The organism is Singulisphaera rosea (assembly GCF_054877945.1).
Genome location: NZ_JBTYIP020000003.1, coordinates 423694 through 439488, shown reverse-complemented (window position 1 = coordinate 439488; position 15795 = coordinate 423694). Strand labels below are relative to the sequence as shown.

At 65.8% G+C, this 15795-nt stretch carries 14 protein-coding genes; 12 read left to right on the top strand and 2 right to left on the bottom strand.

Annotated features, from left to right (window positions below):
* Positions 1–9: 9 nt before the first annotated feature.
* The 7 genes from ACYOEI_RS08025 (at position 10) to ACYOEI_RS07995 (ending at position 7878) form a co-directional block, all read left to right on the top strand.
* Positions 10–1527, top strand: coding sequence for a hypothetical protein (locus tag ACYOEI_RS08025; RefSeq protein ID WP_462848870.1), 1518 nt, complete (start codon positions 10–12; stop codon positions 1525–1527).
* Positions 1528–1546: 19 nt separating this feature from the next.
* Positions 1547–2563, top strand: coding sequence for a membrane dipeptidase (locus ACYOEI_RS08020; protein WP_462848869.1), 1017 nt, complete (start codon positions 1547–1549; stop codon positions 2561–2563).
* Positions 2564–2834: 271 nt separating this feature from the next.
* Positions 2835–3908, top strand: a complete 1074-nt coding sequence (locus tag ACYOEI_RS08015; protein WP_462848868.1) for a DUF1559 family PulG-like putative transporter — start codon at positions 2835–2837, stop codon at positions 3906–3908.
* Between the two features lie 191 nt (positions 3909–4099).
* Complete coding sequence (locus ACYOEI_RS08010; RefSeq protein WP_462848867.1) at positions 4100–4525, top strand: hypothetical protein; 426 nt, start codon at positions 4100–4102, stop codon at positions 4523–4525.
* A 403-nt stretch (positions 4526–4928) separates the two neighbouring features.
* Positions 4929–5219 carry a co-chaperone GroES gene (locus tag ACYOEI_RS08005; RefSeq protein WP_462848866.1) on the top strand — a complete coding sequence of 97 codons (291 nt, stop codon included), beginning with the start codon at positions 4929–4931 and terminating at the stop codon, positions 5217–5219.
* Positions 5220–5291: 72 nt separating this feature from the next.
* On the top strand, positions 5292–6917 hold the full coding sequence (gene groL / locus ACYOEI_RS08000) for a chaperonin GroEL (RefSeq protein ID WP_462848865.1): 1626 nt from the start codon (positions 5292–5294) through the stop codon (positions 6915–6917).
* Between the two features lie 274 nt (positions 6918–7191).
* On the top strand, positions 7192–7878 hold the full coding sequence (locus ACYOEI_RS07995; RefSeq protein WP_462848864.1) for an REP-associated tyrosine transposase: 687 nt from the start codon (positions 7192–7194) through the stop codon (positions 7876–7878).
* A 608-nt stretch (positions 7879–8486) separates the two neighbouring features.
* Here ACYOEI_RS07995 and ACYOEI_RS07990 read toward each other — a convergent pair.
* Entirely contained in the window at positions 8487–9278 is a 792-nt protein-coding gene (locus ACYOEI_RS07990; RefSeq protein ID WP_462848863.1) for a DUF502 domain-containing protein, read from the bottom strand.
* Between the two features lie 245 nt (positions 9279–9523).
* On the opposite strand from ACYOEI_RS07990, the gene ACYOEI_RS07985 reads away from it, so the two are divergent.
* From ACYOEI_RS07985 to ACYOEI_RS07965, 5 genes are all read left to right on the top strand, one after another.
* Positions 9524–10513 (top strand): AAA family ATPase, encoded by a 990-nt coding sequence (locus ACYOEI_RS07985; protein ID WP_462848861.1) that lies wholly within the window; start codon positions 9524–9526, stop codon positions 10511–10513.
* Between the two features lie 81 nt (positions 10514–10594).
* Positions 10595–12490 (top strand): hypothetical protein, encoded by a 1896-nt coding sequence (locus ACYOEI_RS07980; RefSeq protein WP_462848860.1) that lies wholly within the window; start codon positions 10595–10597, stop codon positions 12488–12490.
* A 107-nt stretch (positions 12491–12597) separates the two neighbouring features.
* Positions 12598–13629, top strand: coding sequence for a hypothetical protein (locus ACYOEI_RS07975; RefSeq protein WP_462848858.1), 1032 nt, complete (start codon positions 12598–12600; stop codon positions 13627–13629).
* 235 nt (positions 13630–13864) lie between these two features.
* Positions 13865–14797 (top strand): riboflavin biosynthesis protein RibF, encoded by a 933-nt coding sequence (ribF, locus tag ACYOEI_RS07970; RefSeq protein WP_462848857.1) that lies wholly within the window; start codon positions 13865–13867, stop codon positions 14795–14797.
* 33 nt (positions 14798–14830) lie between these two features.
* On the top strand, positions 14831–15421 hold the full coding sequence (locus ACYOEI_RS07965; protein ID WP_462848856.1) for a hypothetical protein: 591 nt from the start codon (positions 14831–14833) through the stop codon (positions 15419–15421).
* Between the two features lie 24 nt (positions 15422–15445).
* On the opposite strand, the gene ACYOEI_RS07960 is transcribed toward ACYOEI_RS07965, so the two are convergent.
* A complete protein-coding gene (locus ACYOEI_RS07960; RefSeq protein ID WP_462848855.1) occupies positions 15446–15778 on the bottom strand; it encodes a hypothetical protein in 333 nt (110 codons plus the stop codon).
* Between the last annotated feature and the right edge of the window lie 17 nt (positions 15779–15795).

Here is a 15795-nt window from a genome sequence, read left to right as displayed (position 1 = left end):
GGAGGGCGGATGGTTCGCAACCTGATTTGGGCCTTGATCGTGGTCGGGGTCGGCGATCCGCTGCCCCGGGGCGACGACCCGACCGAGGCCGTGACCATCCGTTCGTTCCGGCCCGACCTCCAACTCGAGCGGATGATCGCCCTCTTCGAGGGGGCGCGCGTCCCCCATCCGGCGGCGGCCCTCGCCGCCTGGAAGCGGGCGACTCATGATCCCAAGGGGCTCGGGAAGGGGCCCGAGGCCGCGATCGCCATGCTCAACCCCGGCATGGTCCGCGAGCTCCGCTCGCTCGACCAGTCGCGGATCGGGGTCGGCTTCGACGGAGACGGGCGTATCCACTGGTATGCCGTGCTCCCGAACGACGACGGGACCTTCGCGGCGGTCGCCCCGGCGCTCGTGCTGACCGACGGTGGGGGCGACGTCCCCTTTCTCGGGGTGGAAGTCGATCGGCTGGGCCCGCCGGGGACAATGGTTGCGGCCCGTGTCCCGGGCGTCACGACGCTCGCGAGTTCCCGCTCCGACCTCCCCTCGGCGCTCCGCCAGGCGACGACCAAGGTCCCGCCTCGAGGCGAGATCGACTCCGGATGGCTCGTTCGGCTCGTCCCTGATCGACTCCTACCGACGGGCTCCGTCGCCCGCAGGCGAGCGGTTGAGGCCGTCCGGACCTGGGGGGGGATCGAGACCGAGGCGATCCTCGGCCTCGAACGCCAAACCCTTTCCCTCGCGATGACCCGGCGGTTCCCCGAAGCCGATGCCGAGCCTGGCATCCGGCCGGTCGTCGAGCCCGGCTGGCTGGAATGGATCCCAAGTGCAAACGCCTCGGCGGTGGTTGCCATCGCGACGGACCGGAGCGCGAAGTCGTGGGATGACCTGTTCGCCCGGATTGATCGGGTTGAGCGTGCCGACCCGTCTCGGGTCGGCGTGGCTCCGGCCCGCTCTCGACTGAATCTCCTGGCCCTGGCCGCCGGCGTCCGACCCGAGGTCGACGTCTTGCCCCACCTCGTCGGACTCTCCGGGGCGGTTCTTGCAGACCCTCGAGGAGAGGCTGACGGGGCCCTGCTCGCCCTCCACATCGACGACCCGACGGCAGCCGAGCGGATCGAGACCCAGGTCCTCCCTCGCCTCGCGGGCCGTTGGATCCCGGACGCGAAACCCGAGGATCGTCCCGAAGGGATCCGCCGGTTCGGCTCGATCTCGGACCGTCCTCTGTCCGTCACTCGACGAGGGACGACGCTCCTGATCGGCTGGGGAGAGTCCGCGCTCTCGCTCGCCCTTGCCGCGAAGGCGGCCCCTGCGACCTCGGCGGCGTCGACCTTCGCCAAGGCCCTTTCGGGACCCCATCCCCGACGCCTTGGCGCGTTCTGGCCGAATTGGATCGGCGGGAAAATCGACGGCGAGACTTCCCCGATCCTCTGGTGGGGTTGGGACGACGGCCGGATCTCGCACGACCGAATACGCTGGGAAGGGCTCCGCGGGGTCGTCCGCCGTTCGCTGGATCAACTCCCCCTCGACCCACCCCCCGACCATTGAGATTGAGGACCGGACCCGGATGCCTGCCCCGTTACGCCTGATCGACCTGCACACGGACTGGATTCTCCAATACACGCCCGAGACCACCGTCTTCGACCCGGCGCTCTACGACGGGGTCGCCGCGCGGCTAGCGCAGGCCGAGGGGTATCTCCAGGGGACTCGCATCGCGATCCTGTCGTGCTACCGCCGGGCCGCGGATTGGGCGAGCCAGAACGACCCGTGGTCGGCCCTCGGTGCCCTGCTGACCAGGATCGAGGCCGAGTTCCCCGGCCGACTTCTCATCGATCGCGCCGACCTTACCCGTTGCCTCGATGATCCCGAGGGACTGTGCTGGGGCATCATCGGGGTCGAAGGGTTCGACACCCTGGTGCGTGCGCCGGAGGACCTCGCGCGACTACCAGGTCTCTTCACGCGGGGTGTCCGCCTCTTCCAGCCCGCCTACCACGCCGACAACGCGCTTGCAGGGGCGTCGACCCCGGGCGATGACCGGGGGCTGACCGATCTCGGTCGGGGCTTCCTCGAGACCCTCGAGCGGATCGGGGCCGAGCCGGCGGGAGCCAAACCTCTCCTCGACCTGGCGCACCTCAACCCGAAGGCCGCAGGGGAGGCCCTCACCTGGTTCGAGGCCGACGACTCGAGGGCCTCGCGACTGATCCCCGTGTACAGCCATGGTGCGCTCGCCCACCCGGGATTCTCGACCCCTCGAGCGATCACCTCGGAGAATTTGCAACGCCTCCGGGCCCTGGGTGGGGTCGTCGGATTTAGTGTCGGCCCCCCCTTCTACTCGACGGACGACGAACTGAAGGCTGGCCTCGAAGCCGCCGCCGCGATCCCCTTCCGAGGCCGAGTCGGCTTCGAGGGCATCGCCATTGGTACCGACTTCCTCGGCGTCGACCAGACCCTCCCCGGCCTCGGCAATGTCCCCGAAGTCATCGACTGGCTCACCTCGACCTTCGACCGGTCGACCGCCGTCGCGATCGTCCAGGGCAATGGGTTCGCGCTCATCGAACGCATGCTAGGCGAGGCCCTCGGCTGATTGGAGAGGGTTCGCCACGAAGGCACAAAGGGCACAAAGAAAACGCAGGGATTTGATATTCATTCTTTGTGGCCTTTGTGCCTTCGTGGCGAGATCCCCTTCCTAGATAGCCTCGGTTTCTCGAATGAGGGGCGGCTTCGAGGCCGTCCGATTTCACCCGAGGGCCGTCTTCGGCAAAGATTCATAATTTTTACATCCGTACCCAACAGAGATCCCTAGGATATCATGCTCCCCACGCCGTCGTGGTCCTTCCCCACCTGGAGCGCTTGCCATGGGTCATCATCCCCGTCATCGGGGCCCGAAGTCGGGCTTCACCCTGATTGAGTTGCTCGTCGTCATCGCCATCATCGCTGTATTGATCGCGCTCTTGCTCCCCGCCGTCCAGTCGGCCCGAGAGGCCGCCCGTCGTACGCAGTGCATCAACAACATGAAGCAGATCGGCCTGGCGTTCCACAACTTCGAGAACACCCGGCAGCTCTTCCCGCCCACCTGGGCGATCTCGAGCGACATCCTCAAGCCGCCCTACCAGCCGATCGACCTGACCTCCCTTCCCGTCACGGATTCCAATTATCAATATCCGTGCCCGACGCAACTTACCGAGGTTTGCAACAACACGAAGGACGTCCAGTCGTGGCCGTCCCTGCTGCTCCCCTTCGTGGAGCAGTCGCAGATGTACACGGCGTACAACCTGACCCAGTCGTTCGCCGCGCCCGTGAACACGACGATTGTGGGGACGCAGCTCAACTTCATGGTCTGCCCCTCGGCCCCCTCTTACCGCACGGTCTCCTACACCGACCCCCTGTCGCAGGCCTTCTACGGGGCGGGCTGGAAAGTCACGCTCGCCGCGGGTGATTACGCCGTCGACGACGGTGTGGACCGAGGCTGGCTCGCCAAGAACAACATTGCGAATGCGGACGGCAGCGACGTCCTCGGGATTCTCCGGGGCAACGTGACGCGCCGGATCGCCGAGATCACCGACGGTACGTCCAACACCATCCTCGTCTCCGAGGACGCCGGCCGCCCGGCCCTCTACCTCAACGGCCGGCAGGCGAAGGTCGGCGATGTCATTGCCGGTTACAACGGCGGCAATCCCGTCGGGTCTGACGTGGGCTCCGGTGCCGGCTGGGCCGACTACAACAGCGAGTTCTACACCGACGGCGACGGGACCAACGAGCACACGAACTGGAGCAACAACAACGAGGTCTACTCCTTCCACTCCGGCGGCGCCAACCACGTCTTCGCCGATGGCTCGGTCCACTTCGTCAAGCGATCCACGAGCCCGGGTGTCTTCACCGCGTTGATCAGCCCCAACCGAGGCGAGGTGATCTCGGCCGACTCGTACTGATCTTCGCCGGCGGATCGTCGACGACCGAAGCCGCGTCGGGCGCTTCCCCGAAGCCCCCGGCGCGGTTGTGTTGCGCCTTCGGGGCCACTTTCCGACGAACACTCAAACGTGATTGCCACCCTTACGAGACGACCATGCCACGAGCGTTGAATGTCCGGTCTCGCCGCCCACGTCGCGTCGGATTTGCCCTGATGGTGTTGGGCCTCATCCTCCTTCCGGCCTGCAACGGCACGCCCGAGGGGCAAGTCCCGGTCTTTCCCGTCAGTGGTCAGATCCAGTTCAAGGGCAAGCCGCTCTCCCGTGCCCTTGTGATCCTCCATCCGGCGGACGAAGCAAAATACGGATCGGGCGTCCCCCGACCTTCCGGCCGTACCGATGAGAAGGGGCAGTTCTTGCTCCGAACCTTCGCGCTGGACGACGGGGCCCCTGCCGGATCTTACCGGGTGAGTGTGTCCACCGTCCCCGAGCGTCGCTCGGAGAGCGGCCTCTTCAGCAACTCCAAGGCCGCCTTGCCCACCGACGTCCTCAAGGGTCGCTATCTCGACCCCAAGAAGACCAGCCTCACCGCCGAGGTCAAGGAAGGGGATAACACCCTCCCGCCGTTCGACCTCCGGTGACCGGGAGAGACGCGGGATGGTTCCGCGGCCTCGCCCTGCGGCGGCAGACCTGGCCTGGCATCTCGAGACCTCTACCTGAGCACCCCCGCGTCTCGACGAAGGCGCGGGGGTGCTGTGCGTTGTGCCAAGGCGGTCCGTAAGAATGGGCTGCCGAAATGGCAGATACGGGGAGGTGTCGTGTCGGAACGGCAGGAGACCCGTCTGGGGCGGTCCGGGGGAAAACTGCGCAAAAGCTTATCTGAAAATACGTTGCGGCCTATTTTTTGTCGGGGTACGCCGGTTGCATAGGGGGAGGGCCGACGCATGCGCCTTCTTCCGTCGGTTGAGTCGACGGATCGGTCAATAATCGAAGACCTTCGGGACTATTCACGGGCGCAGTTTGCACAGCAAGGAGACCGGGTCGATGAATCTCAAGCCGTTGGGCGATCGCGTGGTGGTCGAGCGAGAAGAGGCCAAGGGGACGACCGCCGGGGGGATCGTCCTGCCCGACACCGCCAAGGACAAGCCGCAGAAGGGTAAGGTCCTGGCCATCGGCGAGGGGCGTCTTACCAAGGACGGCAAGCGCCGGGAGCTGCAGGTGAAGGTCGGCGACTCCGTCCTGTTCACCTCGTACGCGGGCGACGAGTTCAAGCTGCCGAACGACAAGAAGGTCCTGCTGATGCGCGAGGACGACATCCTGGCCGTCATCGACTGACGTCGATTTGCAACGCACCCGAATCCACCCCACCGATTCCGATTCAATATACCGAGAGGGAGTGACGGATCCATGGCTGCCAAGATGATCGCGTTCGATCAAGAGGCCCGGCAGGCGATGCAGCGCGGCGTGGCAAAGCTGGCCCGCGCGGTCAAGGTGACGCTCGGCCCCCGCGGCCGCAACGTCATCATCCAGAAGTCGTTCGGCTCGCCCACGGTCACCAAGGACGGCGTGACCGTCGCCAAGGAGATCGAGCTCGAAGACAAGTATGAGGACATGGGCGCCAAGATGGTCAAGGAGGTCGCCAGCAAGACCTCCGACGTCGCCGGCGACGGCACCACGACCGCCACGGTCATGGCCGAAGCGATCTACAATGAAGGCCTCCGGGCCGTCGTCGCGGGCGTCAACCCGATGCTCATGAAGCGCGGGATCGACAAGGCGGTCGCCGACATCGTCGCCGAGCTCCACAAGCTGAGCACCAAGGTCTCAAACACCAAGGAGACCGAGCAGGTCGCGACCGTCGCGTCGAACTTCGACTCCGAGGTCGGCAAGATGATCGCCGAGGCCACCGAGAAGGTCGGCAAGGACGGCGTGATCACGGTCGAAGAGGGCAAGTCGCTCAAGACCGAGGTCGAGTGGGTCGAGGGCATGCAGTTCGACCGCGGGTACCTCTCCCCCTACTTCGTCACCAACCCGACCTCGATGGAAGCCGTCCTCGAGGACGCCTACATCCTGATCTACGAGAAGAAGATCTCGTCGGTGAAGGACCTCGTCCCGGTCCTCGAGAAGGTCGCCCAGACGGGCAAGCCGCTCTTGATCATCGCCGAAGAGGTCGAGGGTGAGGCCCTGGCCACCCTGGTCATCAACAAGCTCCGCGGGACCTTCCGCTGCGCCGCCGTCAAGGCCCCCGGCTACGGCGACCGCCGCAAGGCCATGCTCGAAGACATCGCCGTCCTGACCGGCGGGAAGCCGATCTTCGAGGCCCTCGGCATCGAACTCGAGAACGTCGGCCTCGCCGACCTGGGCCAGGCCAAGAAGGTCCAGATCGATAAGGACAACACGACGGTCATCGAAGGCGCCGGCAAGACCGACGCGATCAAGGGCCGGATCGAAGCGATCCGCCGCGAGATCGGCGACACCAAGAGCGACTACGACCGTGAGAAGCTGGAAGAGCGTCTCGCGAAGCTCGCCGGCGGCGTCGCCAAGATCAACGTGGGCGCGGCCACCGAGAGCGAGATGAAGGAGAAGAAGGCCCGCGTCGAGGACGCCCTGCACGCGACCCGTGCCGCCCTCGAAGAAGGCATCCTCCCCGGCGGCGGCGTGGCCCTGCTCCGCGCGGCCCGCACCGTCAAGTCCTCCGGCCTCACCCACGACGAAGAGACCGGCTACCAGATCATCGTCCGCGCCTGCTCGGCCCCGATCCACCAGATCGCCGAGAACGCCGGCCAGGACGGCGGCGTCGTCGTCTCCAAGGTCGCCGAAGGCAAAGGCAACTTCGGCTACGACGCCCTCAAGGACGAGTACACCGACCTGGTCAAGGCCGGCATCATCGACCCGACCAAGGTCACCCGCTCGGCCCTCCAGAACGCCGCGAGCGTCAGCACCCTCCTGCTGACCTCCGACGCCCTGATCGCCGACCTCCCCAAGGACGAGAAGCCCGCCGCCGGCGGCCAGGGCGGCTACGACGACATGTATTGAGTCGATCCCCGAAAGGGGCCGACCTCGTCGCCTTCCCACAAGGGGCCGGAGCAATCCGGCCCCTTTTTTTGTGGGACGGCCTGTGGCTGATGGGTGCGACGATTGGTGCTTGTGCAAAAATAAAGGCATGAGAAAGGGTGCCACGGGTTCCGTCTTCGGACCCCGTGCGGACCAGGCTCGGCCGACGGAATCTGGCCCACCTCAGGGCTCCTCCGGGGTAGTCAACTCGTACCAAGCCGGAGTCCAGGCGATTCCTTTCCGTTTCTTGTGATCGATGACAAGTCGGAGCTATAGTTGTTACGAATTTGATGCGAAACTAGACTGGGATGCTTCGGGCGTCGACCCGGATCCGTGGGGATGTGCTCTTCGTGGCGTCGTAATCGGGCTTGACCAGCTCATGATTCGTAAAACTTGCCAGCGGAAAAACGATCCCGGGCATGCCCACGAGCCCACGTTTTCGTGCTATCGTCGACTCCCGCTACTCTCTCGAGATCGCACTCGACTTTGGCTGATCGATGCGATTGATAAGGCTCGTAATGAGACGCCTTTCCGGTTGTGGGCCTATGTGATCATGCCGGAGCACGCTCACCTTTTAATCTCCCCTCGGGAAGATCGCTACGACGTGTCCGAGATCCTTTGGAGGATCAAACGGCCGGTCGCGAGGAACGCGTTTTACTTCTTGGAGAAGCATGCACCGCATTGGCTTGAAAAACTGACCGTCAGGCAGCCCGATGCAACCTCCGTCCGACGATTCTGGCAGGCAGGAGGTGGATATGATCGAAACATAGTCCAAGCACAGACCACGAGGAGTGTCGTCGATTACCTGCATGCCAATCCCGTGAAACGTGGGCTGGTCGGGCGACCGGATGAATGGGAGTGGTCAAGTGCCCGATGGTACGAAGGGATTCGCCCTGTGCCTCTGGAGATGGACGAGGGACTTCCACGAATCTACGAACTTTGACGAAACCTAGCTCCGAGCTGGACCTCGCCGGCCGGGTCCGGTCCACACGGGGTCCGAAGACGGAACCCGTGGCACCCAAAAGCTCAGAAGCAAAAGAGAAAGCGACGAGAGCTGCCAGCCGGAACCGTATGCATAGATAGTCTCGGGGCGCATTTGCCGAGGAGCTTGGCCGTTGTCCACCACGTCGAGAACAATCCGATGATGTACGCGGTGACGATCGAGCCCCTCAATACGATTGTCTTCCTTTCGGATCCCCCTGAGGAGGGCGACTGGGACCTCGAAGAGAATATCAGCCTCGATGTTCCGATGAACTTCGCAGACTGGATTGAGGGGACGGAACTGCCGGAGGCCTTGCTTTGCCGATCAACTACAGATGAACGGCATTACAAAGTGTTTCGCTATTCCAGGGACGTGGAATTGACTCGGTATCGCCCGACCGGCCGGATGTTCGGCGGCTTGCTCTCGCGATCCACCTGGCGTCATTTCGTGAAGACTTTGCCAATGATCTTGACGAACCTCGAGATCCGCGAGGAAGACTTTCCGGGGTCGGGAGTTGAGGAGTCACAGTCCTCGACGAAACGCTGACCGTTGGATCGTGTGGGCCCGTCTCACACCGGCTTGCTCTCACCCGCTTCAGGTAGCGGTTCGATCGGGTGGCCGTGGGGGTCGACGATTGGGCCGGTCCCGTCCGAGACGTGGAGGCCGGAGTAGTAGTGGAGGGCCCCCGGGGCGGTCATACCGCCGGAGAGGATGGCTTGGAGGGCCTGGTTGACGGTCCAGCCGATGTCGGTGACCGACTCCTCGGGGACGAAGAGGGTGAAGCCGGCGGGGGGCATCACGCCGGTGAGGACGCAGACGCTGAGGATGGTCTTGTCGGTCTGAACGTCACGGTGGGTGTTCGTCACGAAGGCCAGGGCTCGGGCACCGGGGTGGGGGAATTCCACGAGCACGACACGCTGGTGTCGCTGGTTCTGCATCTGGTTCGCGAGCGACTGGAAGACGTTGCTGAGGCTCTTGTAGATCGGCGTGACGATCGGGACGTGGAGCATGATCCAGTCGATGATCTTGACGATCGACGTGTGGACGAAGAGCCCCAGGACGTAGAGCGAGGAGAGCACGAGCAGGACCGCGGTGATGGGAGCGGCGACGTTGTGCCAGAGGGCCGGCGGGGCGTGGCCGATGAAGTGGACGTAGACCAGCACCATCGGGGCCACGAGGACGCCCTGGATCGTCGCGTAGAGCCAGTAGAGGATCCAAAACGTCAGCACGATCGGCAAGGCGAGGATCAGGCCGCCGAGGATCCGCGACCGAATCGAGGTGATCCCCCCTTGCAAGGTGCCGAACGGACCACCGTCGGGAGGCGGGCTCTGGGGTCTTGGCGAGGGGGTGCGAGGCTCCATAAGCTCGGCTCCGAGAGGCGACGGTCGGCGCGGCGACGTTGTGGCCACAACGTTAGTCATCCGGAGCCGTCTTGGCAATCACGCCGCCGCGTACCTTCGGCGGAGAAATCCGGGAGGGGCCCGAGGTAGGGGCGCTCCCGGATAGGCATCGAACCGTTAGACTGGTGTTGATGAGGTCCCCTAACGCCGTAGGGCCCGCACCAGACCGGCCCCGCTCGAGGACCCGGCCCACGGACCGAGACGCGATGCCAAGCCAGCCGAAGACGGTCGAGTTGGGGGGCGTGACGCTCCACCTGAGCGCCCCCGACACGACCACCGAACAGGGGTGGATCGGTCAGGACGAGATCCTGCGCCAGCTCTTGGCCTGTTGGCTCGTGGTCGACCCGCGCGACCGGCCCCTCTCGCCCCGGCTCCTCGGGGCCCCCGGGATCGGCAAGACGACGCTCGCGATGGCCGCCGCCGGCCTCCGGAAGCAGCCGCTCTACATCGGCCAGTGCACGGCCGACACCCGCCCCGAAGACCTGCTCGTCACCCCCGTCCTCGCCGAGAGCGGCAAGATCGCCTACCACGCCTCGCCCCTGGTCTCGGCGATGATTACGGGGGGTGTCTGCGTCCTCGACGAAGGGAACCGGATGAACGAGAAGTCGTGGGCGAGCCTCGCCCCGCTCCTCGACCACAGGCGCTACGTCGAGAGCGTCGTCGCGGGCGTGACGATCCCCGCGCACCCCGACTTCCGCGTCTGCGTGACGATGAACGAGGACGACTCGACGTACGAGATCCCCGACTACATCCTCTCGAGGCTCCAGCCGACCCTGACGCTCGGCTTCCCCAACCGCAACGATGAGATGGAGATCCTCAAGTACCATCTCCCCTTCGCCAAGCCCGAGCTGCTCGCCCTCACCGTCGACTTCCTCCAGCAGGCCCACGCCCTGAAGCTCGACTTCTCGCCGAGGGACGGGATCAACGTCCTCCGCTACGCGATCAAGCGGATGAGCCAGGACCGCGAACACCCGCTCGGACGCGACGAGGCCTGGCGGGAATCCCTGCTCTGCGTCCTCGGCGAAGAGGCAGGCGACCTCGAGGATCTCGCCCGCCGCAAGCGCCGAGCGATGGGCGGTCAGCACGCCCCGATGGGCCTCGGCGACCTCTTCTTCAACCCGGGAGACCCGCTCCATCCCGACGCGGAAGACGACGACGATGAGGACGAGGATTACGACGACGAACACGGCATCTGACCCGGGCGATAACACTATATTCGCCCGAGGGCGGACCATCAGGCGGCGTGACACTCAGGTTCTGGAACCCCAGGACGTCCCATGACTCCTCCCCGTCCCACCGCCGACGACTTCCTGACGATCGGCCCGAGAATCCGAGTGCTCCCCATCATCCACGGGTCGGGCGACTTCGCGATCCGGGTGCGCGAGGAGCTCCTGGCCCGGCCGTATGACTGCCTCGCGGTCCCCCTGCCCCCTTCGTTCCAGGAGGATGTCGAGGCGGCCATCGAGCGCCTGCCCGAAATCTCGGTCGTGGCCCAACTCGACGCCGACCCGGAGGACGCCGAGCACGGCTTCAGCTACGTGCCGATCGACCCTTGCCAGGGAGTGATCTCGGCCTTGCGCGTCGCCATGGGCGAGCGCATCAGGCGCGAATTCATCGACATGGAGACCCCACGCTTCGAGGCCAGGTCGGGTCACTTCCCCGACCCCTACGCCCTGAAGCGGGTCAGCCCCGAGGGGTTCGCCGCGGCCGTCCTGCCGACGATCCCCCCGCCGACCCCCGGCCAGCATGCCGACCGCATCGCCTGGATGGCCGGCCGGCTTCGGGAGCTCGAGACTCGGCACCGATCGATCCTGCTCGTCTGCTCGCTCCTCGATTGGCCCTGGATCCGGGACGCGTACCAGAAGAAGGTCGAGGCGCCCGAGCCCGACTCGTTCTTCTCGCCGCTCCAGACCTTCGCCGTCGACCCCAAGACCTTGATCTTCTTCCTCGGCGAGCTCCCGTTCCTGACCGGGCTCTACGAGCGCGGACGACGCGAGCTGGAGCCCGACGACAACCTGTCGGTCGACGGCGTGAAGGAAATGGTGCTCCAGGCCAGGGACCGCCTCAAGCGGACGCTGCCCAAGGTCGCCAAGCGGGTGACCCCCCAGCTCCTCTCGGTCTACTTCCGATACGTCCGCAATCTCTCGCTGGTCGAGCGCAGGCTCACTCCCGACCTGTACTCGCTGATCGTCGCCGCGAAGCAGACGGCGGGCGACGACTTCGCCCTGGCCGTGGCCGAGACCGCCCGAGAATACCCCTATGCCGCCGAGGACGGGGCGGGCACGTCGAACACCGACGCCGAGTTCGGCAGCCCAGGCTCCCCCTTGCGGATGGGGATCGACAGGGCCGAGGTCCCCGGCTGGGGCACGGCGAGGATGATCAGCCGGCTCTCGGGCCAGGCGCTTTCCTGGCGTTCGTGCGAGCTGAGGCCGAAGCCCCCCGAACGCGACCGTCAGCTCTGGAAGCAGCGCTGGAACCCGTTGGGGATGTGTTCCTGGCCGCCGGAAGACGACCGGATCGAGAGCTTCCATCGCCACGTCCGCGACCAGGCGAAGGCGATCCTCGGGTCCGACCTCGCCCGTACCGAGAAGTTCACGACGAGCGTGATGGACGGGATCGACATCCGCGAGACCTTGCGGAACTGGCACACCGGCGACCTCTACGTGAAGGTCATCCCGCCGAGCCGAGGGTCGATCGAGGTCGTGGTCTTCCTCTTCGACGTCCCGGCCGACCCTCGGATCTACACCAACCGGGCGACCTGGTACGCCGAGCACTCCGAAGAGTCGACGCTGGCGTTCTTCGCGACCGACCCGATGAAGAACCTCGTGGGCCCCGGGATCGCCCAGGCCGACTACGGCGGGGCCTTCTTCCTCTTCCCCCCTCGGCCGATCCCGGACATCTGGGAAGACCCTCGTCTCGACTTCGCCGACACGCTCGAGGAACGCTTGCTCTGCGCGGCGTTCATGCACAGCAAGGAGCGGCACGTCGCCGTGGTCAGCCCGAAGCCTCCCTCGGGCTCGTGGCGACGGCTGGCACGGCGTTACGGCCGCAAGATCGTCCCCCTGCCCTTGCACCGGTTCGGTGGGCAGCTCATCGAACGGATCCGGCGGTTCCACGTGCTGAACGGCCGGACCGTCCGCTCGTATGCGGCCGACTTCATTCGAGACAACTGAACGGGTCGCACCCGACCGGGGAGGATGAGACGTCGGGTCGCTCGGAGTGTCCGCTTCGATTGGCCCCGAGGCCCCTCCCCTCTTTTGCGAAGGACGGAACAAGAGCCATGCCCTACCTCGCCTTGCTCCTGCCGTTGTTGTCGCTCGCCCCGGACGACGCCCCGGCCCCGACCCCAGCCGCACCTGTTGCGTTCGAGGCCCCGAAGTACGGCGTCAAGGCGACGGTCCCGGCGGACTGGCCGATTGCGCTTCGCGAGGAAGAGGATCGTGTCTTCGTCGCGATGATCCGCCAGAAGGACCCCGACCGTCCCGGCGTGGTCGCCTGCGAGCTCGGCCTCGCCCCGGAAAACCTCGACGAATACCGGACCCGGATCGACGGGAATGCCAAGCGTGGCGGCCGTCCCGGCGGGACACTCACGCGCAACGAGGTCGTGAAAGGGCCGAAGGGGGAGCGGCTCGAGACCGTCTGGGAGTTCCGGCCGGTTTCGGGGGGCCTCTGGCGCGAGGTCAGCGTCCGAAGGCTTGCCAATCGGCAAATGTATACGTTTACGCTCAACGTCGACGACGAGACCTATCCGGCGGCCAGGCTGGCCTTCGATACGTTGGTGGATTCGGTCATCCTCTCCGTCCCCAACACGGGCGCCGACCTCCTCGCCCGGGCGTCCAACCGCTGGGTCCAGCGCGAGTTCAAGTTCGCGATCGACCTGCCACAGGGCTGGGCGCCGGTCCTCGCCCCGAGCGAGGTCGCCCTCTTCTTCGCGAACGGCCCGGCGGCGGGGATCTGGTCCGACAACGTCCTGGTCCTCGCCCAGCCCCATCGCACGCTCAACCTCAAGGACCTGTCGCGCGAGCTCCCCGACCAGCTCCGCCAGGCCGAGCCGAACTGCGAAGTCCTCTCGTGCGAGGTCATCAAGCAAGGTGACCGCGAGGCGCTCGAGACGGTCGTCCGCACCCGACGGGGGCCGTTCTCGATGACCGTGCTCGAGCGCCGGTTCCGCGGCGACCGGTTCGACTACGAGGTCAAGTACACCGTCGAGTCGAAGCGATTCGACGCCCTCGCCCCCACCCTGCGAAAGAGCCTCGACAGCTTCGGCGAACTGCCGGGGGATGTACCGGCGGCGGCTGGGAAGGCCGCGTGATGGGTCGTGCGGGGGATTGTTTCACGACAAGGGCACAAAGACACAAAGAAATTCAAAATCAATAATATTTAGAAATTGATTGATTTTGATTCTTTTGTGTCTTTGTGCCTTCGCGGTGAACACCTCCCCATCCTGCCGACACCCCCGAACGCGGGATTGACCTCACCGAACCCTGGGGGCGATAATGCTCCCCGGGTCTGCATCCGAAGTGCCGAATGGCGGGAGACTTGGGTCGGTGATCACGCTCGAGAACTTCGTCGGGATCGATGCGCGGGTCCGGGGCGCGTACCTCGCGGTCGGCAATTTCGACGGCGTCCACCGCGGCCATTCTCACCTGCTCGGCCGGCTCCGCGCCAAGGCCGAGGCGGCCGGGGCGATGGCCTTGGCCCTGACCTTCGACCCCCATCCGGTCGCGCTCCTGCGGCCCGAGAGCGCTCCGGCTCCCCTTGTTTGGACCGCCCGCAAGGTCGCGCTGCTGAAAGAGGCGGGCGCCGACGAGGTCGGGGTCTTCCGGACCGGCCCCTGGCTCCTCGGCCTGACGGCCCGCGAGTTCTTCGAACGGGTCATCGTCCAGCAGTTCGGCGCGAGGGGGATGATCGAGGGGCCGAATTTCGCCTTCGGCCGCGACCGGGGCGGTGATGCGAACCTCCTGGCCGGCTGGTGCGCCTCGGCCGGGCTCGACTTCGAAGTCGCCAGGCCCACCGCCGTCGACGACGAGCTCGTCTCCTCATCCAGAATCCGGCGCTGCCTGACCGTAGGGCATGCCGACGAGGCGGCCCGGCTCCTGGGCCGCCCGCACCGGATCCGGGGAATCGTGACCCATGGTGCGGGCCGGGGCGCCGGGCTTGGGTTTCCAACGGCCAACCTCGACGATATCGATACCCTGATCCCCGCCGACGGCGTCTACGCCGCCCGCGCGTTCGTCGAGGGCCGAGCCCCACTCTCCTGCGCCTGCCACGTCGGCCCCAACGTCACCTTCGGCGAGCAGGTCCGCAAGGTCGAGGCCCACATCCTCGACTTCGACGGCGACCTCTACGGCCAGACCGTGGAGCTCGACTTCCTCGAGCAGATCCGGACCTCTCGGCCGTTCGCCAACCTCGACGCCCTCCTGGACCAGATCCGGGACGACATTGCGCAGACTCGCGTCATCTGCGACGCTCCCGGTTGATGGGCGACGTCGCCAATGAGGGGAGGCGGACTCATGATCGGCGCCATGTTACTCGGGATTGGCCTGATCGTGGGCCTCGAGCCGGGAGCACAAGCCGGAGCGGCGAAGGAAGCCAAACCTGACGTCGCTGGGGCCGTCCCGCCTCGGCCTCCGGAAAAGGCCAGGGTTCCCGACTTCAAAGTCGTCTTCTGGTTCGACCGGGTCGGGATACGGCACCAGGTCTATGACCTGAGGAAGGGCCAATACACCCAGGCCGTCGACGATTGGGTGAACCGGGTCGAATATGACGCGTCGGGCTTCGTCCTCCCCGGACACCTGGCTACGGTCCGTACCGTCTTCCTGGATCCCGCGTCGCCGAAGCCGGAGTCCGAGCAGCTCGCCGAGGCGATCGCTCGACAGGAACAACGGATCCTGGGCCGAGGAGGCTCGGGGTCGTCGAGCTTCGGCTCCGCTTACCGTCCGGTTCCGCGTGTGATGCGCGATCGACCGGCAAGATCCTTGCTCGACTCACGCCTTCGCCTCGGCGGCGACGCGTCGTTGCGTCCTTTCTTCGGTAACCTGCCGGCCAACTCCCCGGGCCCGCTCTATCCCCAACCTGTGCCGTATTCGAGGCCCCATCCCTGACGACAAGTCGAGTTCGGGGGCCGATCAATTGTTCTCGGGCGACGACCAGTTCGGCGGGATGCGCGGGAGGTCGATCGGCGGGGTGTCCTCCCCCTTCAGCTCCCCGAGGATCTCGATCGTCTTGCCCAGGATCGTGTGGTGTCCCTGGATGATCCCGAAGAGTTGCGCCTGATTCTCACGATCCTCGAAGACGATCTTCGCCAGGCTCCTCGAGGTGAGGATCTCGGCCCGCAACAGGGCGCTCAGGCCCCGCGCCACCTCCCAGAGCGACCGGACGGTTTGCTCGGTAACGGGGACGTCGTCGGGGAGCTCTGGTATCTCGGGGATCTCGGGAAGCTCCGGGAATTCCAGGGACATGGACCCCCCTCATGTTG